The sequence below is a fragment of the Pseudomonas sp. SGAir0191 genome (genome assembly GCF_002812565.2).
Classification (GTDB): domain Bacteria; phylum Pseudomonadota; class Gammaproteobacteria; order Pseudomonadales; family Pseudomonadaceae; genus Aquipseudomonas; species Aquipseudomonas parafulva_B.
In genome coordinates, this window is sequence record NZ_CP025035.2 from 3,910,179 (window position 1) to 3,934,198 (window position 24,020).

A 24,020-nucleotide genomic window follows, 5' to 3' on the forward strand; every position below is an offset into this window, starting at 1 on the left:
ACCAGTCTGAACGATTGCAGCAACCAGAGGCTCGGCCGATACGGTCCGTGAGAGCAGCGTTCTGTCCTGCTCGGTTCGAGCTGAAAAAGGCAATCCGTTCGGTTATTTATCTGGTTGTATTTTCAGAGCGTCGCCTGATGAAAAAAACACTGCTCGGCGTGCGAGCTTTGATGTCCGTACCCAAGGACAACCCCGACCTGGTCAAGGCGCAATACATCGCGCTGTCGCGCCAGCTGCCCATGATGTACTTCATCCTGCTGATCAACACGCTGATGCTGGCGGGCACCCACTTCACGGTGGCGCCGCGCTGGCTGGTGGTGTACTGCCCGATGATCATGACGTTGTTCGGCCTGGTCCGAGGCGTGGAGTGGATACGTACCCGCAGGCGCGTGCGCAGCCCGGCCCAGATGATCACGGCACTCAAGCGCACCAACACGCTTGCACCCTTCGTTGCCGTTGCCTTCACGGCCTGGTCGCTGGCGCTGTTCCCCTATGGCGACAGCTACACCCAGGCGCATGTCGCTTTCTACATGGCCATCACCGTGATCGGCTGCATTTTCTGCATGATGCACCTGTTGCCAGCGGCCTTGGCCACTACCGCCGTGGTCAACACGGCGTTCGTGGTGTTTTTCGCCTCCACTTCCATCATCACGTTCATTGCCACCGCGCTTGATGTACTGCTGGTATCGATCGCCATGCTGGTCATCCTCAAGGCGCAATACACCGATTTCACCCGGCTGGTGAACATGCAGGCGCAGACGGCCAGGCTCAGTGAGGAAAACCTGCAACTGGCAAACCTGGATAGCCTGACCGGGCTTGCCAATCGCCGGCAGTTCTTCTCCCGCCTCGACACGCTATTGACCCATACCGGCGAGCAGGACACTCGCCTGGCGGTGGGGCTGATAGACCTGGATGGCTTCAAGCCAGTCAACGACCTGTATGGCCACAGTGTGGGCGACAGGCTGCTGTATCAGGTCGGTCAGCGCCTCACCGGGATGCTCGACCACGGTGTGCATCTGAGCCGGCTGGGGGGCGACGAGTTCGGCCTGATCATCACCCAGGCCCTGGATGACGAGCAGCTACGCGCCTTTGGCGAGAAGCTCTGCACGCGCATGCGCGAGCCGTTCGTACTGGTGGACATCCCCATTCAGATCAGTGCGTCGCTGGGCATCGCCACCTTTCCAGATCAGGCTTCGTCAGCCACGCAAGCGTACGAATATGCCGACTACGCGCTGTATCAGAGCAAGCGTCATCGCCCTGGCACGGCGTGCCTGTTCAGCGCTGCCCATCGCCAGCAACTCAATCGACAAGGGCTGACCGAGCAGGCCCTGCGCAGGGCGGACCTGGATCGCGAGTTTCACATGGTGTTCCAACCCATCGTGGATGTCCGCAGCGAGCGAACCGTTGCGTTCGAGGCACTGGCGCGCTGGGAAAGCCCAGAATTGGGTAATGTGCCACCCAGTGACTTCATCCCGATCGCCGAGCGCATCGGCATGGTCAATCGTCTCACCCTGCCTCTGCTGACCAAGGCACTGGACACGGCTGCCAGTTGGCCAGCAGGCATGCGCCTGTCCTTCAACCTCTCCACCCATGACTGTGGCTCGGAAGAGGCCGCCCAGCAGATCGTCGAGCTGATCAAGAGCAGCCGGTTCGACCCCACGTGCCTGGACCTGGAAATCACCGAAACCGCGGCCATTCAGGACCTGCCGCAGGCCCAGCGCGCCATCAGCCGCCTGCGTGAGCTGGGCTGCGGCATTTCCCTGGACGACTTTGGCACCGGTTACTCCAGCCTCAGCCAGATCCATGCGTTGTCGCTGACCAAGCTGAAGGTGGACCGCACCTTCGTTACCGGCATCCAGCTCAACCCGGCCAGCTTGAAAATCGTCAAGTCGCTGATTGCGCTGTGCCAGGACATGCAACTGGAATGCATCGTCGAGGGCGTGGAAACCGCAGCAGAACTCAGCACCCTGAAAACCCTGGGCTGCACCTGGGCACAAGGCTACCTGTTCTCCAAGCCCATGCGCCCCAACGCGATCGGGGCGTGGCTTGAGGCCGAGCAATTGGCCAGGGTGCAGGCGATCTGACTGGCCGCGTTTTCGGCCGTGACAGCCTGCCGGTGTAACCGCGCTTCTCGCCTTGATCAACCTGCACTGACAGAACCGCTTGGCGAGCTGTGCAACGCCGCCAACCGCTCCTGCATGAACGCCAGCAGGGCTCGCACCCGCGCCGTCACTGAATGGCGGTGGCTGTAGGCCGCCAGCAACTGCAAGGGTGCCGGGCACAGGTCCAGCACCACCTCCTGCAACCGGCCAGCCGTCAGATCGTCCTGGCAGGGATGAGCCGCCACAATCGCAAAGCCTATCCCCTGCCGCGCGCCTGCCACGGCCAACTCACCGCTGTTGACGCGGTAACGGCTGCGCACCGGCACCTTGACGGTTTCGCCCCTGGCGCCTTGAAACTGCCAGGGCTGACCTCCGAGCGCGCTGAGCGTAGTGATGCAAGGCAGCGACTTCAACGCTCGGACGTGCTGCGGGATACCCGTGCGCGCGAGCAGAGACGGGGCAGCGACCACAATGCTCGGCAAGCAGGCGAGCTGGCAGGTGATGAACTCACTGTCGTCCTGGCGGCCACGGTGAAAGAGGATGCACAGGTCCACGTCCTCACGCAGCACTTGCAGCCCAGTCACCCGGGTATCGCACTCAAGCTCGATGCCAGGGTGCAGGCTGCAGAATTCGGCCAGGATGGGCGCCAATAGCCTCGGGGCCTCACCCGGCATGCACAGCTTGAGTGGCCCCCGCAGCTCGCGCTGTACAGCACCGAGTTCTTCCTGGGTGCAGCGCAAGGCGTCGAGCAAGGGCTTGGCTCGCGCGTACAACAGCCGCCCCGCTTCGGTCATGCGCAGATGCCGGGTGCTGCGCTCAAGCAGGCGCGTACCGAGCTGTCGCTCCAGTGAAGCGACATGGCGACTGACATTCGAAGACGGCATGGCCAACACACGCGAGGCGCCAACGAAGCTCTGCTCATCCACCACTGCTGCATAGACACGGACTGCATTCAGATCCAGTTCATTGCGCACTGACTATCCCACCTGAGGTATGAAAACGTCCCATTTTTGCACGCTAGTGATCTGGGAAGGGGAAATCTACGATGCTCCTTTGCCCCAGGCGTCCAGTGACCTGGCGCGGGGCAGCGGATGAACAAGGAGGGCTGGAACGTGGACATTGCGATAGTGGGTGCCGGCATTGCAGGGCTGAGCGCAGCGTTGGCGTTGCGCAAGCAGGGCTTCAGCCCGCGGGTCTTTGAGCGTCGTAGGGTGCCAGCAGCCGGAGGCGCCGGCGTGACGCTTTGGCCCAATGCCAGCTTCGTGCTGGAGCAGCTCGGCGTGTTGCAGGACATCCAGGCCGTTGGCGGCAGGCCCCTTGCCATGCGCCGGTACGATGCAGCCGGCAATGCGTTGGGAGGCCTGGACATCGAATTGCTGGACCGAACCATGGGCTACCCCACCGTTGCGGTGCTGCGCCGGGATTTGCAGGACGTGTTGCTCGCCCATGCACGACGGATGGGGATTGCAGTCGAATTCGGGCACCAGGCAATGGCCATCGACCTGGATGCCCAAGGCAAGGCGATGGCCCGCTTCGACACTGGTACACGCATCTGCCCGGACGTGCTGATCGGTGCAGACGGGCGCATGGCCTCGGTGACGCGCCAGTTCGTCGCGGGTGACAACACCCCGCGCTATCAAGGGTTCGTGAACTGGATCGGTGTGGCACAAGGGTCGGGGGCGCTGGTGGACGATGTGTCGATCCAGGATTACTGGGGAACGGGGCAGCGCTTTGGTGCGGTGGCAGTTCGACCGGACCTGGTGTATTGGGCCGCAGCGCAAGCATGCCCGTTGAACGAAGGGGCTGGCCAAGCCGATGATCGGGCGCAGGTCGAGCACAGGTTCGCCCAATGGCCCGAGCCCGTTTCACGCATCATTCGGGCAACCCCCGAACAGGCCATCCGGCGCATCGCGGTCCACGACCTGGAACCGCTGCACACGTGGAGCCGCGCGAACGTGCTGTTGATCGGCGACGCTGCGCATGCGCCATTGCCCACCTCCGGGCAAGGCGCTTGCCAGGCCCTGGAAGACGCCTGGCACCTGGCTCGCTGCCTGGCCGTTGCCGGCAACGAACCCACCGAGGCTTTTGAGGTATTTACCACGATGCGCGCCCCTAAAACCGCACGGCTTTCGGAACAGGGCCGGGGCTTTGCGCGTGCCTTGTTCGCGACGGACGCCGAGACGTGTCGGTTGCGTGATGCGAGGGTCAGTGCGTGCGACCCAGCGCGGGACGTGCAGGTATTGGCTGCGGGGTGGGCGCAGGGTTTGCCGATGGCAGGAGCGATGCTCAATACGCCATGGACGGAAGACGGCCGAGACAGCGTTTATCGTTTGAGAGGATGACGATGCTTCATGCACATCAGGAGGTGGGCGCGGATTTGGCTGATTCCCCCTCGATTCATCGCCTTTTTGTCGCCATCGGTCGTCCGCTCATGCGAAACATGATGTAGCACCTCAACTATCGGGCTGGGCTGCCGTAATCATTGAGAGCCAACCTAAATTTTGTGGAGCTTCAGCATGTCGCTACTTCCCAATCGCATCTCCGGGCGCATGACCCTGGGAATCCTGACGTTGCTGGCACTCACCGCCTTGGCGATCTATTCGGTCATGACCCTGGGCGGCAAACCTGAGTTGGTGGCAGCCGGCACCGAGGCGGCCGAACAGTCGGCCAGCGCCATCACCCGCCAGCTGGCCATGCAGGTGAACCGCATCGAGGGCACCGCAACGGCCATGGCGCACCTGGCCGAGACCCTGCCCCACGATGAAAACCTGATCAAGGCCAACCTGCCCAATGTGATCGACAGCCAAGGCGATACCGCCATCGCAGGCGGCGGGCTGTGGCCAGAGCCCAACGGCTTCGTTGCCGGTACCGAACGCCGCAGTTTCTTCTGGGCACGCAACGCCAGCAACGGCTTGGATTACTCGGACGAGTACAACGCTGCGCAAACGGCGCCGTATCAGGCTGAGTCGTGGTACACCGGCGCCAAAGCCGCGCCCTTGGGTCGCTGTGTCTGGTCGGACGGGTACCAGGACCCGGTCAGCGGCGTAGCCATGACGACCTGCAGCGTGCCCTACCACGCCCAGGGCGCATTTGCCGGGGTCGCCACCATTGACCTGAAGCTCGACGGTCTTGCCGCCTTCCTCAAGGCCAACGGCAATGTCACCGGTGGCTACGCCTTTGCGGTGGACGCGTCCGGTAATTTGCTGTTCTTCCCCGATGCAAAAAGCGCCAAGGGCTTGCCGACCATTACTGGCCTGAGCCAGGAACAACCGTGGTTCAAGCCAGTGGCCGCTAGCCTGGCGAGCAAGCCGGCTGGTACCACCACCCTCTACCTGGATAACGATGCGCGCCTCGATGGGCCGGCCTACGTCACCTTGGCCACCATGGAAGGTACTGGCTGGCGTATTGGCCTGGTCACCCCCGAGGCCCGTGTGGTCGGCCTGGCAAACAAGCTCACTGGCCAGATCCTGCTGTTCCTGCTGCCATTGCTGGCCATTTTGTTGGGGCTGGCATGGCTGGCTGGCAAACGGCTGCTCACCCAGATCGAGGAAACCACCGCGCAAATCGAGAGCCTGGGGCAAGGCGGCCAGGCAGGCGCTCAACTGGAGGTCATGGGCAATGACGAACTGGGCGCGCTGCGCACGGCCGTCAATCAGTACGCAGGCTCTCTGCAGGCCATGCTCCGTCACATTGCCGAGGAGTCGGTGTCACTGGAAGAGCGAGCCAACGAGCTGGCGCAACTGTCCACCGGCCTGGCCGATCGGGCCGAGGCGCAACGGGTGGACAACACCTTGCTCGCCACCGCCATCACCGAAATGTCGGCCAGCGCCAATGAGGTCGCGCGCAACACCACGGACTGCTCGGACACAGCCCGCAGTTCATTGGTCGAAGCGCAGAAGAGTCAGGACCAGGTCAACCGCAACGGTGAATCCATCGAAAGCCTGGCGACCGACATCTCGGGCGCGGCCACAGCGATCACCCAGCTGGGCGAAGACATCGAGCGTGTAGGCGGCGTGCTGGAGGTGATCAAGTCGATCTCCCAGCAGACCAACCTCTTGGCGCTCAACGCTGCCATCGAGGCCGCACGCGCTGGCGAACAAGGTCGCGGCTTTGCGGTGGTAGCCGATGAGGTGCGCACGCTTGCCGGCCGCACGCAGACGTCTGCCAACGAAATCCAGGAAATGATCACTCAGTTACGCGAGGCATCGAACGCTGCCGTCACCACCATGCAGAACGGCGCGCAGCGCACCCGCGAGTCGGTGCAGCAAGCCGTGGGCGTGGCCACTACCCTGGGCACCACAGTGGGCAGTTTCGACGACATCGTCCAGCGCGCCCAGCAGATCGCCGTCGCCGCCCAGGAGCAGAGCCACGTGACACAGGAAATCAACGAGCTGGCGGTACGGATCCATGCGGCCAGCGAGGAAGGTGCCCGGGATGCAAGTGCGCTCAGGGAATTGGGCAAGGGGATGCAGTCGATTTCGGCGCGGCTGGGTGGGTTGAGTCGCGGCGGTCGTTAAGACGTGGGGCCTGACAGCCAAGCATTGAGAGAAGCCTGTTATCCAATGCAAATGGGGCCGCTAAGCGGCCCCCGCTTGGCAAAAGGCACGCAGCTGTGTCGGTTACTTGCCTACACGACAAATCGCTGGGTCTGCTGGTGCAGACGATTAGCCATCTGCGCCAAATCGCGACTGGCGGCAAGGCTCTGCTCGGCGCCGCTGACTACTTCCGCGATGCTGTCATTGAGTTGACTTACGTTCTGGCTTATCTCATTGGCAACAGACGTTTGCTCCTCTGTCGCCGTCGATATCTGCTCATTACCTGAGGCTATGCTTTCAACTGCACTTATGATGGAAACCAGGGCTTGCCCTGCATCTCCCGCGCGTTGAACACACTCTTGAACATGTTCGCGCGATTGCTGCATCACTCCCACAGCTGCACGTGCCCCACCTTGCAAGGTGTCGATTAGCTCCCTGATGGACTCAGTTGCAGTCTGTGTATTACTGGCCAAGCCACGGACCTCATCGGCGACGACCGCAAACCCGCGGCCAGCCTCGCCGGCCCGCGCTGCTTCAATAGCAGCGTTCAGAGCCAGCAGATTAGTCTGGGCCGCGATGGCTTGAATAACTCCCAAGACCTTACTGATCTCGTCACTTTGGGCATGCAGGCTGTTGATCACCTCACCCGCCTCTGCAACAGACAACGAAACACCTTGGACAGAGTCGACGCTTGCCTGCACCAACACACCGCCTTCCCGAGCTTGTCGATTGGCGTTTGCAGCGCTACTCGCGGCAGAGAGTGCGTTATTCGCCACTTCCTGAACCGCCATGCTCATCTCGTGCACGGCAGTCGCCACCATGTTCGTTTGGTCCCCCTGCAGGGTTGCTGTTCTACTGACCTGGGCGCTGACCGCGCTCATTTCCTCGGAGGCGCTAGACAGCTGTGTGGCGGTTGCGGACAACTCAAGGATCAGAGCCTGTTGATGCTCGATCAAGGCGTTGAATGCGAGCGCTGTTTGCGCAACTTCGTCTCGGCCGGCCACGCTAGCTCGCAGGGTAAGGTTCGATGTCTGTTGAACCGCAGTGATGAGACTCCGCAGCCCTGACAGGGGTCGAATAATGGAGAGGCTAATTATCGTCGCAGCGAGCAAAAGGCCAACGAGCGCGACGGCTCCGATGATCATGAATGTCTTCACAACAGCGCGATATTGTAAATCAGAGGCAGTAAAAAGCTTCTGGCCTTCGCTCAGTTGTAGGTCGATCAGCTTGGACAGCTGGTTCCCCAGCGGGTCGAAGGCTCCATACAAGGTGGCACTGAACAGCTTGGCGTCCATATCGCGTAGTTTCCCGTCATCCACAGCTGCCAGTAACTGTCGGGAAGTCCCGCGCACGCCAACCAGCAAAGCATCGACTTTGCTTGCAATCATTCTTTCTTGGTCTGTCAGGCTGGTCGCCCGATATTCGCCCCAAGCCCGATCGCCCTCAAGCGAAGCTGCATCAAACTGCTGGTGCAAGCCGGTCTGATCAATCAAACCAGACCGGTATTTATGAAACGCATCGACCATCGTGACCGCATAGCTATCCGATACAGCTTTTAATTGGCTGACAGGCTTCATCCTATCCAGGAACAGATGCTCCAAATTGGTATTGATGCGCTGCGCATTGATCAAGGCAATGATGATGACAGCCCCAAGTACCAAAAGAGGAACGACAACGAGCAAAGCCAGGCGACTGCGAATAGTGACGTTGGTAAGCATAGGACTTTCTCAAATAGAGCGTGTCTGGCTGGAGCATCCACTCCGACCTGAACCACGGCTCCAGGTTATAAGCTCAGCGTTCGCACGCATGAGCCATTCGAAAGCGTCCCTGCACCGGATCGCGCACTTCCCACTTCTCTTAGACGGCGGGCACTCCATGTCCTGAAAAACATGGGGGATAATCGATTGAGAAGGCGCTAACTGCTATCGACACGCCGGAAAAAAACTTAAAGCAAATCCCAAAAAACTACTGTGCGAGCAGCTGCTTCCCCCTTTCTCCGCAAACCCTGGTCGGTCGGGCAGCTCGAAAATGCAATGCACGCTGCGCTGTCCCTTTGAGTATATTGGTCGCTTTGTAGGCCGTTGGTCGCTTGGATCATGCTAAAAACCTGGCAGATGATGTATTTTGCTCACGTTTTTGCGGCTACATTCCGCCTGCTCTGTCAAGCGCATCGGTGCAGTGCTATAGGAAAGAACGAGGGAATGGTGGGGCGGTTTCCCAGCAACCTCGCGTGTTGAGGAATGCGCGTTCTGAGGTTGACCACTGTTTCGACGAGTCATCGCTTCTGGGTGTCGCGGTGGAATTGTCGACCAACGTGTTATACGTCTTCATGCCATCCAGCCATGCTCCTTTGGCGAAGGCAATCGAGGCTGAAGCCTGTGATCCACCTATTTTTGATGGTTGGCTTTTGAAGCAAATGTCCACCGGCTATCATCCCGCACGACCGCCTATCAGGCGCCGTCAGCGTGACGGGCAGGTCGTTGAAAAGCATGTGTTTGATATTGCCGTAACCAAGGACGGCAATAATTAAAGCCTGCCTACTCTGGCATGGCGACTCCCAGCCGCTGAACATTTAACCGGGCCAATCGTCCGGGAGTATTGGTGCGTGTGAATCAGAATTTGAAACACCTATCTCGTGAAGAGCTTGAAGCGGAAGTCCAGCAACTTCGTGCTGCAGCAGATGAGTCAGTTGCGATCTCAGCAGAGCCATTCGTCCATCGAGATCCTGTCATTGCTGTGCAGCCGCAGAGCGCGGCCCGTCAGCGCGCTGTGTTCGAGAGTGCCGTTGACTTCGCGATCATCCTGACCGATCCGTTGGGCATGATCACGGATTGGAATACTGCGGCGAGCCATGTGTTGGGCTGGAATGCAGATGAGATGTGTGGCCAGCCCGCAGAGCGTATTTTCACGCCTGAAGATAGGCATGCTGGCCGGGTGGAGTACGAAATGCAGCAGTCTTTGCGAGAAGGGCGTGCATCTGACGAGCGCTGGCATGTACGCAAGGACGGACAGAAAATCTGGGCGTCAGGCGAGATGATGCCGCTCTTTGCAGAGAACAATGCGCACCTGGGGTTTATGAAGATTCTGCGCGACCGAACGCGTGAGCACCTGGCGGGCCGAGCGATGGAGGAAGCCAAGGAGCGCTACCGCCTCGCCGCCAAGGCGACTAACGACGCGATTTGGGACTGGGATTTGGTGGCCAATCACGTCCTATGGAACGACGCACTCGAACAAGCCTACGGGCATTCACTTGCCACCATACAGACCAATGGCGAATGGTGGATGGCGCAGATACACCCAGACGATCAGGCGCGCATTTACACGTCGATTCACGCTGTCATCGATGGCAATGATACTGCTTGGACGGATGAGTATCGGTTTCAACGCGAGGACGGCACGTATGCGGAAGTGCTCGATAGAGGGCACGTGATTCGTAACGCACAGGGCAAGGCTGTGCGCATGATCGGGGCCATGCTCGACCTGACGCAGAGTCGCTCGGCAGCCACAGCTCTACGCAAGAGCGAAGAGCGAATCAGGACGATCGTGGAAACCATCGAGACCGCGTTTGCCATCGTTGAGGTCAAGTTCGACGAGGCTGATCGGCCGGTGGACTACCGGTTCATCGAGGTTAATCCGGCCTTCGAACGCGAGGCCGGCGTCAACCTGCGCGGTAGATGGGTCACCGAGTATGCCCCTGATCTGGAGCAGTTCTGGTTCGACACCTATGGCGGGGTCGCGAAAACACGAGAGCCCGCAACATTCGAAAATTATGCAGAAGCGTTCGAGCGATGGTTCGATGTGCGCGCAGTTCCGGTAGGCGATCCTGCGGAGCGTCAGATCGGTATCTTCTTCAATGACGTCACCGCCCGACGCAATGCTCAGGATCGTTTGCGAATCAGTGAGGCCTTGGCTCGCGAAAACATCGAACGCGTGCAGCTCGCCCTTGCTGCAGGGGCGATTATTGGCACCTGGCATTGGGACATCCCGAACGATCGCTTTACCGTCGATAACGCGTTTGCTGATGCCTCTGGCCTCGATCCTGCGTTGGGTCGAAGTGGACTGTCCCTCGCGCAAGTCAGCGCTACGGTTCACCCCGATGATCGTGAGGGGCTGATCGTGGCCATCAACGATGCCATTACCCGCGCCGGCTCCTACGCTCATCAGTATCGGGTGCAACGCACGGACGGCAAGTATTACTGGATCGAGGCCAATGGCCGTGTTGACTGTGCCGAAGACGGCACGCCGCAAAGCTTCCCTGGCGTTCTGATCGATGTCGAGGAGCGCCGTACACTGGAAGCCGAACGTGATCGTGCTACGACAGCACTGCGAGCGCTCAACGAGACCCTGGAGCAACGGGTCGCGGAGCGCACCGCCGAGTTGATGCAGACTGAAGAGAAACTGCGCCAGTCCCAGAAGATGGAGGCGGTCGGCCAACTCACAGGGGGGCTTGCACACGACTTCAACAACCTGCTCACTGGGATATCAGGCTCTCTGGAGCTTATGGGCGTGAGAATGGCTCAAGGGCGAATCAACGACCTGGAAAAGTACATGGTAGCGGCCCAGGGCGCGGCCAAGCGCGCATCGGCGCTGACACATCGTTTGCTTGCGTTTTCTCGGCGGCAAACCCTGGATCCTAGGCCAACCGATATCAATGCATTGATGCTGGGCATGACCGATCTAATCCAGCGCACGGTAGGGCCGAGCATCACCGTCGAGACCGTTGGGGCCACTGGACTTTGGTCAGCACGAGTCGACGCCAGCCAGCTGGAAAACGCGCTTCTGAATCTGTGCATCAACGCGCGTGATGCCATGCCAGACGGCGGTCGGATCACCATCGAGACGGCCAATCGTTGGATGGATCGTAACGCCGCCCGCTCCCATGACTTGGAGGAAGGGCAATACCTGTCCATTTGCGTGACCGACACCGGTACGGGCATGACTTCGGACGTGATCGCTAAAGCCTTCGATCCATTCTTTACCACCAAGCCCATTGGCCATGGCACCGGGCTGGGCCTGTCTATGATCTACGGGTTTGCCAAACAGTCAGGTGGGCAAGCGCGCATCTATTCGGACGTTGGCTTGGGGACGACGCTATGCATCTATCTGCCGCGTTATCTGGGCGATGCTGTAATCGAGATTGAAGACCATTGCCACCAAGACGAACAGCATGCTCGGTCGGGCGAGACGATCCTCGTGGTCGACGATGAGCCAACCGTTCGTATGCTTCTCACCGAGGTTCTCGGTGAACTCGGGTGCACGGTGATTGAGGCTGCGGACAGTATTGCCGGCCTCAAGGTGCTGCGTTCTGACGTGCATATCGACTTGCTGATTACAGATGTAGGCCTGCCGGGTGGCTTGAATGGTCGGCAGATGGCTGATGCTGGGCGTGAAGTTCGTCCTGGCCTGAACACGTTATTCATCACGGGATATGCAGAGAACGCGGTCCTTGGCAACGGCTACCTTGAGGCGGGCATGCAGGTGCTGACCAAGCCGTTTTCTGTCGACACCCTGACCTTACGTGTCCGAGAGTTGTTGGGGAATTCGAGTCATTTGGCTGTGTGAAAACCCGATTCCTTGGCTTGGCCAACAACAGGGCGCAACTGACCACGCTGTTTGCCCTGTCGAATCCGTGGAGGGTGCGCCGGCAATTAGGTGTGCTCGTGAGGGCGGATAACCAAGGCTATGCCTTGGTTATCCGATACTTAGCGGCTGAGAAACGGGCGTTTCGGCATCCTCTAAGCCGTCCATTCAAGCTGATGGGCAACTTGTTCGGCGTTTGCTTCAAGGACGCGGGATCATTCCCACTCAATCGTCGCCGGCGGCTTGCTCGACACGTCGTAGGTCACCCGCGAGATACCGTCGATCTCGTTGATGATGCGGCCACTGACGGTTTCCAGCAGTTCGTAAGGCAGATGAGCCCAGCGAGCGGTCATGAAGTCCACGGTCTCGACGGCACGCAGGGCCACGACCCATGCATAGCGACGGCCGTCGCCCACGACGCCAACCGACTTGACCGGCTGGAACACCACGAAGGCCTGGCTGGTCTTGTGGTACCAATCAGCCTTGCGCAGTTCTTCGATGAAGATGTGGTCCGCGCGACGCAGAATGTCGGCGTACTCTTTCTTCACTTCACCCAGGATGCGCACACCTAGGCCCGGGCCTGGGAACGGGTGGCGGTAGACCATGTCGTAGGGCAGGCCGAGCTCCAGACCGATCTTGCGCACTTCGTCCTTGAACAGCTCACGCAGCGGTTCGACCAGCTTGAGGTTCATTTCCTCCGGCAGGCCACCCACGTTGTGGTGGGACTTGATCACGTGGGCCTTGCCGCTCTTGGCGCCGGCCGATTCGATCACGTCCGGGTAGATGGTGCCCTGGGCGAGGAACTGGATGTTCGGCAGCTTGCTGGCCTCGGCATCGAAGATGTCGATAAAGGTGCGGCCGATGATCTTGCGCTTCTTCTCCGGGTCGGCTTCGCCGGCCAGGTTGTCGAGGAACTGCTTTTCAGCGTCGGCACGGATCACCTTGACGCCCATGTTCTCCTTGAACATGGCCATCACCTGGTCACCCTCGTGCAGGCGCAGCAGGCCGTTGTCGACGAACACGCAGGTCAGCTGGTCGCCGATGGCGCGGTGCAAGAGGGCCGCGACCACCGAGCTGTCCACGCCGCCGGAGAGGCCCAGCAGGACGTTGGCCGAACCCACTTGCTCACGCACCTGGGCGATGGCGTCCTCGACGATGTTGGACGGGGTCCACAGGGCTTCACAGCCGCAGATGTCCTGCACGAAACGGGACAGGATGCGACCGCCTTGCTTGGTGTGGGTCACTTCCGGGTGGAACTGCACGCCGTAGTAGCCGCGGGTGTCATCGAACATGCCGGCGATCGGGCAGCTCGGGGTGCTGGCCAGTACGTGGAAACCGGTCGGCAGCTGGGTGACCTTGTCACCGTGGCTCATCCACACGTCCAGGCCCAGTACGCCGTCAGCGTCGATATGGTCCTCGATGCCGTCGAGCAGGCGGCTCTTGCCGACCACGTCAACGCGGGCATATCCGAACTCACGCAGGTCCGACCCTTCGACCTTGCCGCCCATCTGTTCGGACATGGTCTGCATGCCGTAGCAGATGCCCAGCACAGGCACATTCAGGTCGAACACGGCCTGGGGTGCACGGGGGCTGTTGGCTTCGTGAACCGACTCGGGGCCACCGGCGAGGATGATGCCGCGCGGGTTGAATTCGCGGATCGCTTCATCGTCCATGTCGAACGGGTGCAGTTCGCAGTACACGCCGATCTCGCGCACGCGGCGGGCGATCAGCTGGGTGTACTGGGAGCCGAAATCGAGGATGAGGATCCGGTGAGCGTGAATATCGAGGGCCATGGGGAATCTCTGATTCAGCTGCGAGCTTGAAGCTGCAAGCTGCAAGTTGATCGGGGAAAACGCAGTGGCTGCGCGAACGCAGCCACCGTCTGGAGCTTACCGCTGAGCTATCAGCCAACCCGGTAGTTGGGGGCTTCTTTGGTGATCTGCACGTCGTGAACGTGGGATTCGGCCATACCGGCGCCCGTAATTCGCACGAACTCCGGCTTGGTGCGCATCTCGTCGATGGTGGCACTGCCGGTGTAGCCCATGGACGAACGCAGGCCGCCCATCAGCTGGTGAATGATCGCAGCCAGTGCGCCTTTGTACGGCACACGGCCTTCGATACCTTCGGGTACCAGCTTCTCGGCACCGGCCGAGGAGTCCTGGAAGTAACGGTCGGAGGAGCCTTGCGACTGCGCCATGGCGCCCAGCGAACCCATGCCACGGTAGGCCTTGTAGGAGCGGCCCTGGAACAGTTCGACTTCGCCCGGGGCTTCTTCGGTACCGGCGAACATCGAACCCATCATCACGCAACTGGCACCGGCGACGATGGCCTTGGACAGATCACCAGAGAAGCGGATACCGCCGTCGGCAATCAGTGGCACACCGGTGCCTTCCAGGGCAGCGGCGACGTTGGCGATGGCGCTGATCTGCGGCACGCCGACGCCGGCTACGATACGGGTGGTGCAGATCGAGCCAGGGCCGATACCGACCTTGACCGCATCAGCGCCCGCCTCGGCCAAGGCCTTGGCAGCAGCGCCGGTGGCGATGTTGCCGCCAATCACCTGCACCTGCGGGTAGGTTTGCTTGACCCAGCGCACGCGCTCGATCACGCCTTTGGAGTGCCCGTGAGCGGTGTCGACCACGACCACGTCAACGCCAGCGGCTACCAGGGCGGCAACACGCTCGCCGGTGTCCTTGCCGGTGCCGACTGCAGCGCCAACGCGCAGACGACCCTGGTCGTCCTTGCTGGCCAGTGGGTAGGCCTTGGCCTTCTCGATGTCCTTGACGGTCATCATACCCTTGAGGCTGAAGTGCTCGTCGACGATCAGCACTTTCTCGAGACGGTGCTTGTGCAGCAGCTCGCGCACCTCGTTCTTGTCCGCGCCCTCGCGGACGGTGACCAGGCGTTCCTTGGGCGTCATCACTTCGCGGACCTTGGCGTCCAGGCGGCTTTCGAAGCGCACGTCGCGGGAGGTCACGATACCGACCAGGTCACCGTTTTCCAGCACGGGCACGCCGGAAATGTTGTTCAGGCGCGTCAGGTCGAACAGGTCGCGCACGGTGGCGTCGGCCTCGATGGTGATCGGGTCCTTGACCACGCCAGCCTCGAACTTCTTGACCTTGCGCACTTCGCCGGCCTGCTGCTCGATGGTCATGTTCTTGTGGATGATGCCGATGCCGCCTTCCTGGGCCATGGCGATGGCCAGGCGCGCTTCGGTGACGGTGTCCATGGCAGCGGAGACCAGCGGGATGTTCAGCTCGATGCCACGGGTCAAACGGGTCTTGAGACTGACTTCATTGGGCAGTACCTCGGAATAACCAGGTACAAGGAGAATATCGTCGAAGGTCAGGGCTTCTTGGCTGATACGCAACATCGCGGGGGCTCCCGGGCGGGAAAAATGGAAGCGCGCCATTATACTCATGCGTGCCCTGCCACTCAATGTAAATCAAGCCTGAAGTTACAAGTGGCCGTTGCCGCCCTGCGCACCACGGCCCTGCCCCGCCCTCGTCAGGCGAGCCGGACCTGCACCACGGCCACCGGTTGGTCCAGCCAGTCGGCGAAGCTGTCGATGAAGGCCTGGGTGAACCCGGCATCGCCCCAGTTGTTGAAGATGAAGCCCAGGTTGGAGAAGGCGCAGGGTTGCAGGAACAAAAAACCGTTGATGTCGTCTTCGAACCCGCACAGCGGGCAGGTGAAATTGTCACTGACCCCGGGCATCCACTCTTCCAGGCTGTCGAACAACGGCTCGCCCACTTCGCGCCGGCACTGCGGGCAGCCCGCCTCTTCCTTGAAGCCTTCGGTGGGCGTATAGATGCAGCGCTTGAGCATCACCTCAAGGCCGTTGACCGGCGCATCGAAGGGCAGTTTTTCGGGGTGCAGCGCCACCTGGCGGGCACCTGGCCCAATGGCATGGGCCATACGGTTGCCGGTACGCCCGCAGGTGGTCAGCTGCTCTTGCACGATCTTTTCGCGGACCAGCCAGCGCAGGATGGCGCGGGCGCGGGCCTCGTGCACCGGGACGGTGGACTGCCTGGGAACGATGATGCTTTGGGTATTCATGAGCGGACAAGCCTTGGATCGGGTAGTCAGCCAATTCTACCCCCTGCTCAAGCGCTCATATAGCGAGCGATGAGCGCCAGGCCGCTGGCCAACACCAACCAGGTGACCAACCGGACGAAGGCCTCGCGTGACAGCCTGTGCGTGAGCCTGCGCCCAGCCCACAGGCCGATGACCATCACCGGCAGCAGGCAGGCCGCCATCAGCAGCAGTTGTCGATCGGCGTAGACACCGGCGACAAGGAACAGCGTCAGGCGCACCAAGGTGCTGCAACTGATCAACGCGCTCTGGGTGGCGCGCACCTGCTCCTTGTCGGGCAGGCGGGCGCTCAGGTAAAGCGCGTAGAGAAACCCGCCGCTGCCGAACAAGGCCCCGAACAACCCGCCCACGGTGCCCATCGGTGCCGCCCACCACCCGGCAAGCGACGCCGGGCGTACCTTCAGCGCCAGGCTATAGAGGGCATAGGCCGTGATGAACAGGCCCATCAGCAGCATCAGCAGGTCCGACTTGAGCTGCAGCAGGAACGCAACGCCCAGGGTGCACCCCAGCGCCATGAACGGCAGCAGGCGCAGCAGTTCGCCCCGTACCACATCGCGCCGTGAGGGCAAAAGGTTGCCGAACGCCGCCACGAAATCGAGTAACACCAGCAAGGGAATGATCTGCGACAGCGGCATGAAATGGATCAGCACCGGGCCTGCCACCAACGCCGTGCCGAAGCCGGCGATGCCGAACACCACGTAGGCCGCCGCGGTACCCAACACGATGGGTAGCCAGTCAAGCCCCGAGAAGGGTATAGCGAGGTCAGCGAGCATTGGCGCATTGTCCTTGAAGGTTCAGCGCACCATAACCAAACCCGCGCCATCCCGGCTAATATGCAATCTCGCCCTGATCCATCTCGAAATGGCATCGCTCATGATCTCGACCCGCCAGCTGCGTTACTTCGTGGAAATCGCCGAATGTGGCAGCTTCAGCGCCGCCGCCGAACGACTGTATGTCGCCCAGTCCGCCCTCAGTCGCCAGGTGCGCGAGCTCGAACTGCAGCTGGACACCGCGTTGTTCGAGCGCACGGCCAGGTTGCCTCGCCTGACCGATGCGGGCCGGGCGTTCCTGCCGCGCGCGCGCAACCTGCTGCTGGACCTGGACAAGGCTGGCGAGCTGGCCCGAGCCGTCGGCCAGGGCCTGTGCGGCAGCCTGAACATCAGCCACTCCAGCACGGTGCCGCTGACCGGTCGGCTGCTCGAGCACCTGGGTGATTACCTGCGGACAAACCCTGATGTGAGCATGGAGATCGCCCAGTTGTCCTCCGAAGGGCAGCTTGCAGCACTGGCCGAAGGTCGCCTGGACATCGGGCTGCTGAGGCTGCCGGTGCTGCGCCAGCACGATGGGTTGAGCATCGAGCCGTTGTTCGAAGAGCCCCTGCTGTTGGCGCTCGCCCCTACCCATGAACTGGCGGGGCGTGATTGCATTGCCTTGGCGGAGCTTTCCAGCCAGCCGTTCATCTCCATTCCCCACCACCAACGCGGTGGCCTGAGCTACCTGTCTGCCGAGCTGTGCATGGCGGCGGGGTTCTTTCCCCGGCCTGCGCGGGTGGTGTCGCGCAAGACCACCCAGTTGCAGCTGATCCAGGCGGGGTTCGGGGTGGCCTTGCTGCCACGCTGCATGCAGGACATCGCCCCTCCGGCGCTGCGGTTCATCCCGCTGACGGACCCCGGCTGCGTCAGCACCGTCGCCATCGCCCACCGCCGCGATGCCGGGCCACTGGTGAGTCAGTTCATCGAGCACATGACCTGCGCAGCGTCGGCAATCGGTACGCCAGGGCAGGCACCGGCGACCCAGGCCAGCTCCTGATCGACCGGGCACGACACCCGGCCCCCTCATCCTTTATAGTGCCTTCCCATGATCAAAGACCCTTTCGAACGCCTCGGCCTTGACCGTGATGTGCTCACCGTCAGCCAACTCAATGGCCGCGCCCGGGTGCTGCTGGAAGACGTGTTCCGCAGCGTATGGGTGGAGGGCGAGATTTCCAACCTGGCCCGGCCGGCCTCCGGCCACATGTACTTCACCCTCAAGGACAGCGGTGCCCAGGTGCGCTGCGCCCTCTTCAGGCAGAGCGCCACGCGGGTGCGCCAGGCGCTGCGTGACGGCCTGGCGGTACGGGTGCGCGGCAAGGTGTCCCTGTTCGAAGGCCGTGGCGACTACCAGCTGATCCTCGATACCGTGGAGCCTGCCGGCGATGGTGCGCTGCGCCTGGCCTTCGAGGCGCTCAAGGAAAAGCTTGGCGCCGAGGGCCTGTTCAGCACCGACAGCAAGCGAGCGCTGCCTGCGCACCCCCAGCGTATCGGCATCATCACCTCCCCGACCGGGGCCGTGATCCGCGACATCATCAGTGTGTTCGCCCGCCGTGCGCCCCAGGTGGAGTTGAACCTGATCCCCACTGCCGTGCAGGGCCGCGAAGCCATCGCCCAGATCGTGCGGGCCATTCGCCTGGCCGACAGCCGCGGTTTCGACGCCTTGATACTGGCCCGCGGCGGCGGTTCACTGGAAGACCTGTGGTGCTTCAACGAGGAAGCCGTGGCGCGTGCCGTGGCCGCGTGCAAGACGCCGATCGTGAGCGCCGTGGGCCATGAAACGGACGTGTCGATCAGCGACTTCGTGGCCGACGTGCGGGCCCCTACCCCGTCTGCTGCGGCCGAGCTGCTTGCGCCCGACAACAGCGGCCTGCAGCATCGCCTGGACGGCCTGCAACGGCGCCTGACCCTGCGCATGCAGAACCGGTTGGTGCATGATCGCCTGCGCCTGGAGTCCCTGATTCGCCGCCTGCGCCATCCGGGCGAGCGCCTGCGTCAGCAGGCTCAGCGCCTGGATGACCTGGACATGCGCCTGCGCCGTGCCTTCCTGCATAACCTCAATCAACGCCGCGAGCGCCTGGTGCGCCTGGAGACGCGTCTGGCTGCGCAACATCCCGGGCGTACTCTGGCTTTGCTGGGCCAGCGCCTGGACAGCCTGGCCGAGCGACTGCCCCGGGCCATGCGTGACGTGCTCAAGGACCGGCGCCAGCGCTTCCAGGCCCAGTTGCAGACACTGCAGATCGTCAGCCCGCTGGCGACGCTGGCGCGCGGCTACAGCATCCTGCTCGACGAACAAGGCCAGGCCATCCGCAGCGCCGAACAGACGCGCAACGGCCAGCGCCTGACTGCACGCCTGAACGAAGGCGAGCTGCAGGTGCGGGTCGAAGACAATCACCTGACTCCGGTCACGCTCTCACTTCTGGACTGACACATGCCCCGCTTGCTCGCGTCACTGCTCGCCCTCGCCTTCACCGTCCTGAGCGCCACAGCCCAGGCCAGCTACATCACGCGCACGCTGAACAAACCGGTGCCTGGCGGCGTTGCCGTGGTCGACCTGGGGCCGGCAGCCAGTGCTCCCAGCGCACGCTTCGGTGGCAAGCCCGTGCTGGTGGTCAAGGAACAGGACAACTGGCTGGCCATCGTTGGCATCCCCCTGACCCAGAAGCCTGGGCAGGCGGTGGTGCAGCAAGGCAGCCGAAGCCTGCCTTTCACCGTGGGGCACAAGCAGTACCCCGAACAGCGCATCACCTTGAAGAACACCCGCCAGGTTAACCCCAATCCGGCCGACCTCAAGCGCATCGATCGCGAACTGGCCGAGCAGATCAAGGCCTACCGCAGCTTCAGCCCGGCATTGCCGAGCAACCTGATCCTCGACAAGCCGGTCAACGGGCCGCTGTCGAGCAAGTTCGGCGTGCGCCGGTTCTTCAATGGCGAGGAACGCAACCCCCATGCGGGGCTGGATTTTGCCGTACCGGCGGGGACGCCGATCAAGACACCTGCCAACGGCAAGGTGATTCTGGTGGGCGATTACTTCTTCAATGGCCGCACGGTGTTCGTCGATCACGGGCAGGGCTTTATCAGCATGTTCTGCCATATGTCCCGTATCGACGTGCAGAACGGGCAGTCGCTGCGCCGTGGTGATGTGGTCGGGCGCGTGGGCTCAACGGGGCGCGCTACCGGGCCGCACATGCACTGGAACGTCAGCTTGAACGATGCGCGTGTTGACCCGGCGATCTTCATCGGTGCCTTTCAGCCCTGAGGCAGGGTTGACACTTCGTTGAGTGACGTTTGAGCCGCCCCGCAATACGGGCGGCGCTTGCCACAACGCAGGGCCCAGGAGGCCCTCACGCGACTGACACACCATTGCGCCAAAGAAAAATACCGCGCAACAAAACCTAAGTATTTTACTGGTATCAACAAGTAGATCTCGCCATATCACTTTTTTTAAGCATTCCTCTCAATTTTTTTTTCAACGCTTGCCAACCCACAGTCCACTGGTTAGGGTTGAGGCCATGAAAACCTTCAGCACCCTCATCTTGCTCCGACAACATCGCAGCCTCTGCCTGGTCAGCGCTCGACTACCAGGCTGAATCGCGTCGCCTCGCCCCCACCTCGTTACTGCTCGGCAGGCCCGATCTCGGCCGCACATAAAAGGATTGCTTCCATGACCATGCTCAAAGACCCGTCGAAGAAATACCGCGCCTTCCCTACCATCGATCTGCCTGACCGTACCTGGCCGTCCAAGACCATTACCGAGGCGCCGATCTGGTGCAGCTCGGACCTGCGTGACGGCAACCAGTCGCTGATCGAGCCGATGGATGCGCAGAAGAAGCTGCGGTTCTGGAAGACCTTGGTGCAAGTGGGCGTGAAGGAAATCGAAGCCTCCTTCCCTTCGGCCTCGCAAACCGACTTCGACTTTGTCCGCACCTTGATCGAAGACGGTCATATTCCAGAGGACACCACCATCCAGGTGCTGACCCAGGCGCGTGAAGACCTGATCGCCCGGACCTTCGAGTCCCTGCGCGGGGCCAAGAAGGCCATCGTTCACCTGTACAACGCCACCTGCCCGGCCTTCCGCCGCATCGTCTTCAACCAGGACAAGCAGGGCGTCAAGGACATCGCGGTCAATGCAGCCAAGCTGTTCGTCAAATACGCCGCACAGCAGCCCGACACGCACTGGACATTCCAGTACTCGCCCGAAACCTTCAGCGCTACCGAGATGGAATTCGCCAAGGAAGTGTGCGATGCGGTCATCGAGGTATGGAACCCCACGCCCGAGCACAAGATCATCCTTAACCTGCCGGCCACCGTCGAAGTCGCCACGCCCAACGTGTATGCCGACCAGATCGAGTGGTTCTGCCGCAACATCAATCGCCGTGACAGCGTGATCATCAGCCTGCACTGCCACAACGACCGGGGAACCGGCATCGCCGCGACCGAGCTGGGCCTGATGGCCGGCGCCGACCGTGCCGAGGGCTGCCTGTTCGGCAATGGTGAGCGTACTGGTAACGTCGACCTGGTGACCCTGGCCTTGAACCTGTACACCCAGGGCATCGACCCGGGCCTGGATTTCTCCGACATCGACGGTGTGCGCAAGGTCGTCGAAGAATGCAATCAGCTGCCGGTGCACCCGCGCCACCCGTACGTAGGTGACTTGGTGCACACAGCCTTCTCCGGCTCGCACCAGGATGCCATTCGCAAGGGCCTGGCCAAGCAGCAGGAAGGCGAGTTGTGGGAAGTGCCGTACCTGCCGATCGACCCGGCCGACATCGGCCGCAGCTACGAGGCCGTGATTCGCGTCAACAGCCAGTCCGGCAAAGGCGGCATCACCTACCTGCTCGAGCAGGAATACGGCATCAGCCTGCCGCGCCGCATGCAAATCGAATTCAGCCAGGTCGTACAGGGCGAAACCGACCGCCTGGGCCTGGAAATGACTGCCCAGCAGATCTACAGCTTGCTGCACAAGGAATACCTGCAAGCCAACGCACCGTATGCGCTGGTCAGCCATCGCCTGCAGGAAGAAAACGGTCACAGTGCCGTGGAAGTGGAAGTAGCCGGCGAAGGCGAGACCACGCTGCACTGGCGCGGCAAGGGCAATGGCGCCCTGGAAGCCCTGGTGGCCGGCCTGCCGGTTGCCGTCGAAATCATGGACTACAACGAGCACGCCATCGGCGCGGGCACCAACGCCAAGGCAGCGGCCTATATCGAACTGCGTGTAGCCGGCGGGCGTCCTGTGCATGGTGTGGGCATCGATGAAAACATCACCACAGCCAGCTTCAAAGCCCTGTTCAGTGCGTTGAACCGTTCGCTGAGCCAGCAAGAGGCCAAGGCGGCCTGAGTACCGTTAGGGAGAAAGCGGCCTCTTTAGCTGATGCTGTTGACTTGAGATTGTTGGGGCCGCCTTGCGGCCCATCGCGGCGCGAGGCCGCTCCCACAAATGACTGAGCTGCGCCCCAAATGTTGGACAGTTGGTTAGCCTATCTCAGCCTGAGTCCTGTAAGCCACAGGGCTCAGGCCGTTGAGCTTCATTTTGATTCGATCATGGTTGTAATAATGGATGTATTCATCCAACCCCGCCTTAAGCTCAGCCACGCTTGCGAAGCGCTCACGGTGGAAGTACTCCGATTTGAGCGTCCCAAAAAAGCTTTCCATCGCCGCGTTGTCCAGGCAGTTGCCCTTGCGTGACATGCTCTGTTCAAGCCCTGCTTCTTTCAACCGCTTGCAGTAGTCAGGGTATCGATAATGCCAGCCTTGATCTGAGTGCAAGAGCGGCCGGCTGTTAGCTGGTAGCCTATTGATTGCTGTCTCCAACATTTCGCCTACCAAGGTAAATCGGGGTCGGGAGTCGGTACGATAAGCAACGATCTCGCCGTTATAAAGATCCATGATCGGAGAAAGGTATAGCTTCTCACCTGCCACTTTGAACTCGGTAACATCCGTTACCCACTTTTGATTTGGCTGGTCTGCGCGGAAGTCGCGCTTAAGGATGTTGGGGGCGGCTTCGCCCATTAGCCCCCGATAAGATTTGTACTTCTTGGGGCGCACTGTACATTTCAGGTCCAGTTCGGCCATCAGACGGCGTACCTTCTTACTGTTAACCGATTGCCCTTCGCTACGCAGCGTAGAGGTGACTCGCCGATACCCGTAGCGGCCGCGGTGCTGGTGGCTGATGTCTTGTATCAACGTTTTGAGCGAGGCACACCGATCCCCAGCCTCGAGCACGCCGAGCTGGTAATAATAAGTGCTGCGCGACAAATGAGCTGCTTTGAGCAGCCAGGCAAGCGGGTAAAGCTTACGTAGCGCCGCGACTAGCCGGGTTTTTTCCTGGCTATCTTCTTCTTCGCCTTCTCCTCGTCTAGCTCCTCGAGCTTTTTTAGATAGGCGTTCTCCGCTTCGAGCTGGGCTAGCTTTGTCAGCAACTGCTCACGAGTGAGTTGCTCAGTAGGCGTGGATGAAACGTCTTCAGACTTGCGGGGTGCTTTAGGCATCGCGGTAATCACTGGCTTCTTACGGGGCGGTCGGGGTTGATGTCCGCCACTGTAATACTGTTCCTCCCAACTGCGAACCAGTGTGGAATTGCCAAGGTTGTAAAGCGCTGACGTGGCACGCAACGAAAGGTCTTCGCGCCATTTATGATGAAGAACGGCGAGCTTGAACTCGGCGCTGTAATGGCGGCCTGTTTTCTCCAGACTGGCCTGACCGTGCGTACGGTAGGCCACGACCCAGCGACGAAGGAGCGTCGGATCCATTTGGAACTGTGCGGCAACATGGCGAAAGCCATACCCGCGATCAAGAAAGGCCTGAATGGCTGACAGCTTGAACTGCTTCGAATACCTGCGCATAAAAACCCCAAAAGTGGACGGATGTCCAACATTTGGGGCGCAGCTCAGACCGCGTAA

The 24,020-nt window shown here is 61.3% G+C and carries 16 protein-coding genes and 3 pseudogenes; 11 read left to right on the forward strand and 8 right to left on the reverse strand.

Annotation, left to right across the window (positions count from 1 at the left end; all coding sequences use genetic code 11):
- The first annotated feature begins 137 nt into the window (after positions 1-137).
- The gene (locus CWR53_RS17535; protein WP_100852139.1) at positions 138-2,084 is read left to right on the forward strand and encodes a bifunctional diguanylate cyclase/phosphodiesterase; all 1,947 of its coding nucleotides are present in this window, start codon (positions 138-140) and stop codon (positions 2,082-2,084) included.
- Between the two features lie 56 nt (positions 2,085-2,140).
- Here CWR53_RS17535 and CWR53_RS17540 read toward each other — a convergent pair whose 3' ends face one another.
- The gene (locus CWR53_RS17540) at positions 2,141-3,076 is read right to left on the reverse strand and encodes a LysR family transcriptional regulator (protein WP_100852140.1); all 936 of its coding nucleotides are present in this window, start codon (positions 3,074-3,076) and stop codon (positions 2,141-2,143) included.
- Positions 3,077-3,214: 138 nt separating this feature from the next.
- On the opposite strand from CWR53_RS17540, the gene CWR53_RS17545 reads away from it, so the two are divergent.
- The 3 genes and pseudogenes from CWR53_RS17545 (at position 3,215) to CWR53_RS23575 (ending at position 6,619) form a co-directional block, all read left to right on the forward strand.
- Positions 3,215-4,444, forward strand: a complete 1,230-nt coding sequence (locus tag CWR53_RS17545; RefSeq protein ID WP_100852672.1) for an FAD-dependent oxidoreductase — start codon at positions 3,215-3,217, stop codon at positions 4,442-4,444.
- A gap of 264 nt (positions 4,445-4,708) precedes the next feature.
- Positions 4,709-5,500, forward strand: a pseudogene (locus CWR53_RS23570) (cache domain-containing protein); the annotation flags it as partial.
- A 417-nt stretch (positions 5,501-5,917) separates the two neighbouring features.
- Positions 5,918-6,619, forward strand: a complete 702-nt coding sequence (locus CWR53_RS23575; RefSeq protein WP_371921573.1) for a methyl-accepting chemotaxis protein — start codon at positions 5,918-5,920, stop codon at positions 6,617-6,619.
- Between the two features lie 110 nt (positions 6,620-6,729).
- Here CWR53_RS23575 and CWR53_RS23580 read toward each other — a convergent pair whose 3' ends face one another.
- The gene (locus tag CWR53_RS23580) at positions 6,730-7,782 is read right to left on the reverse strand and encodes a methyl-accepting chemotaxis protein (RefSeq protein WP_375335502.1); all 1,053 of its coding nucleotides are present in this window, start codon (positions 7,780-7,782) and stop codon (positions 6,730-6,732) included.
- Between the two features lie 93 nt (positions 7,783-7,875).
- Positions 7,876-8,355 (reverse strand): annotated as a pseudogene (locus CWR53_RS23585) (MCP four helix bundle domain-containing protein); the annotation flags it as partial.
- 371 nt (positions 8,356-8,726) lie between these two features.
- Between CWR53_RS23585 and CWR53_RS17560 the strand changes: the two are divergent.
- The 3 genes and pseudogenes from CWR53_RS17560 to CWR53_RS17570 all read left to right on the forward strand — a co-directional run.
- A complete protein-coding gene (locus tag CWR53_RS17560) occupies positions 8,727-9,167 on the forward strand; it encodes a hypothetical protein (RefSeq protein WP_138031833.1) in 441 nt (146 codons plus the stop codon).
- Between the two features lie 164 nt (positions 9,168-9,331).
- A complete protein-coding gene (locus tag CWR53_RS17565; protein WP_258313252.1) occupies positions 9,332-12,199 on the forward strand; it encodes a PAS domain-containing protein in 2,868 nt (955 codons plus the stop codon).
- A pseudogene (locus tag CWR53_RS17570) lies at positions 12,187-12,288 on the forward strand (IS5/IS1182 family transposase); the annotation flags it as partial. The gene CWR53_RS17565 and the pseudogene CWR53_RS17570, both read left to right, overlap by 13 nt.
- 144 nt (positions 12,289-12,432) lie before the next feature.
- Here the strand turns inward: CWR53_RS17570 and guaA are convergent.
- The 4 genes from guaA to CWR53_RS17590 all read right to left on the reverse strand — a co-directional run bounded on the left by guaA (position 12,433) and on the right by CWR53_RS17590 (position 17,085).
- Complete coding sequence (gene guaA, locus CWR53_RS17575; protein WP_058604467.1) at positions 12,433-14,010, reverse strand: glutamine-hydrolyzing GMP synthase; 1,578 nt, start codon at positions 14,008-14,010, stop codon at positions 12,433-12,435.
- A gap of 110 nt (positions 14,011-14,120) precedes the next feature.
- Positions 14,121-15,590: an IMP dehydrogenase gene (guaB, locus tag CWR53_RS17580; protein ID WP_058604466.1), complete on the reverse strand. Its 1,470-nt coding sequence runs from the start codon at positions 15,588-15,590 to the stop codon at positions 14,121-14,123.
- A gap of 134 nt (positions 15,591-15,724) precedes the next feature.
- Positions 15,725-16,276 (reverse strand): sugar ABC transporter ATPase, encoded by a 552-nt coding sequence (locus tag CWR53_RS17585; RefSeq protein ID WP_100852145.1) that lies wholly within the window; start codon positions 16,274-16,276, stop codon positions 15,725-15,727.
- Between the two features lie 47 nt (positions 16,277-16,323).
- Positions 16,324-17,085 (reverse strand): sulfite exporter TauE/SafE family protein, encoded by a 762-nt coding sequence (locus tag CWR53_RS17590; protein ID WP_058604464.1) that lies wholly within the window; start codon positions 17,083-17,085, stop codon positions 16,324-16,326.
- Between the two features lie 100 nt (positions 17,086-17,185).
- Between CWR53_RS17590 and CWR53_RS17595 the strand changes: the two genes are divergently transcribed.
- From CWR53_RS17595 to leuA, 4 genes are all read left to right on the forward strand, one after another.
- On the forward strand, positions 17,186-18,121 hold the full coding sequence (locus tag CWR53_RS17595) for a LysR family transcriptional regulator (RefSeq protein ID WP_100852146.1): 936 nt from the start codon (positions 17,186-17,188) through the stop codon (positions 18,119-18,121).
- Between the two features lie 48 nt (positions 18,122-18,169).
- A complete protein-coding gene (gene xseA, locus CWR53_RS17600) occupies positions 18,170-19,549 on the forward strand; it encodes an exodeoxyribonuclease VII large subunit (RefSeq protein WP_058638594.1) in 1,380 nt (459 codons plus the stop codon).
- A 3-nt stretch (positions 19,550-19,552) separates the two neighbouring features.
- Positions 19,553-20,380 (forward strand): M23 family metallopeptidase, encoded by an 828-nt coding sequence (locus tag CWR53_RS17605; protein WP_100852147.1) that lies wholly within the window; start codon positions 19,553-19,555, stop codon positions 20,378-20,380.
- A 405-nt stretch (positions 20,381-20,785) separates the two neighbouring features.
- Positions 20,786-22,459: a 2-isopropylmalate synthase gene (gene leuA / locus CWR53_RS17615; protein ID WP_058604461.1), complete on the forward strand. Its 1,674-nt coding sequence runs from the start codon at positions 20,786-20,788 to the stop codon at positions 22,457-22,459.
- A gap of 134 nt (positions 22,460-22,593) precedes the next feature.
- Here leuA and CWR53_RS17620 read toward each other — a convergent pair.
- Positions 22,594-23,963 (reverse strand): IS3 family transposase gene (locus tag CWR53_RS17620; RefSeq protein ID WP_375335470.1). Its coding sequence is split into 2 segments (ribosomal slippage): positions 22,594-23,481 and positions 23,484-23,963, totalling 1,368 coding nucleotides; the frame shifts between segments, so codons are not numbered across the junction.
- Positions 23,964-24,020 lie beyond the last annotated feature (57 nt).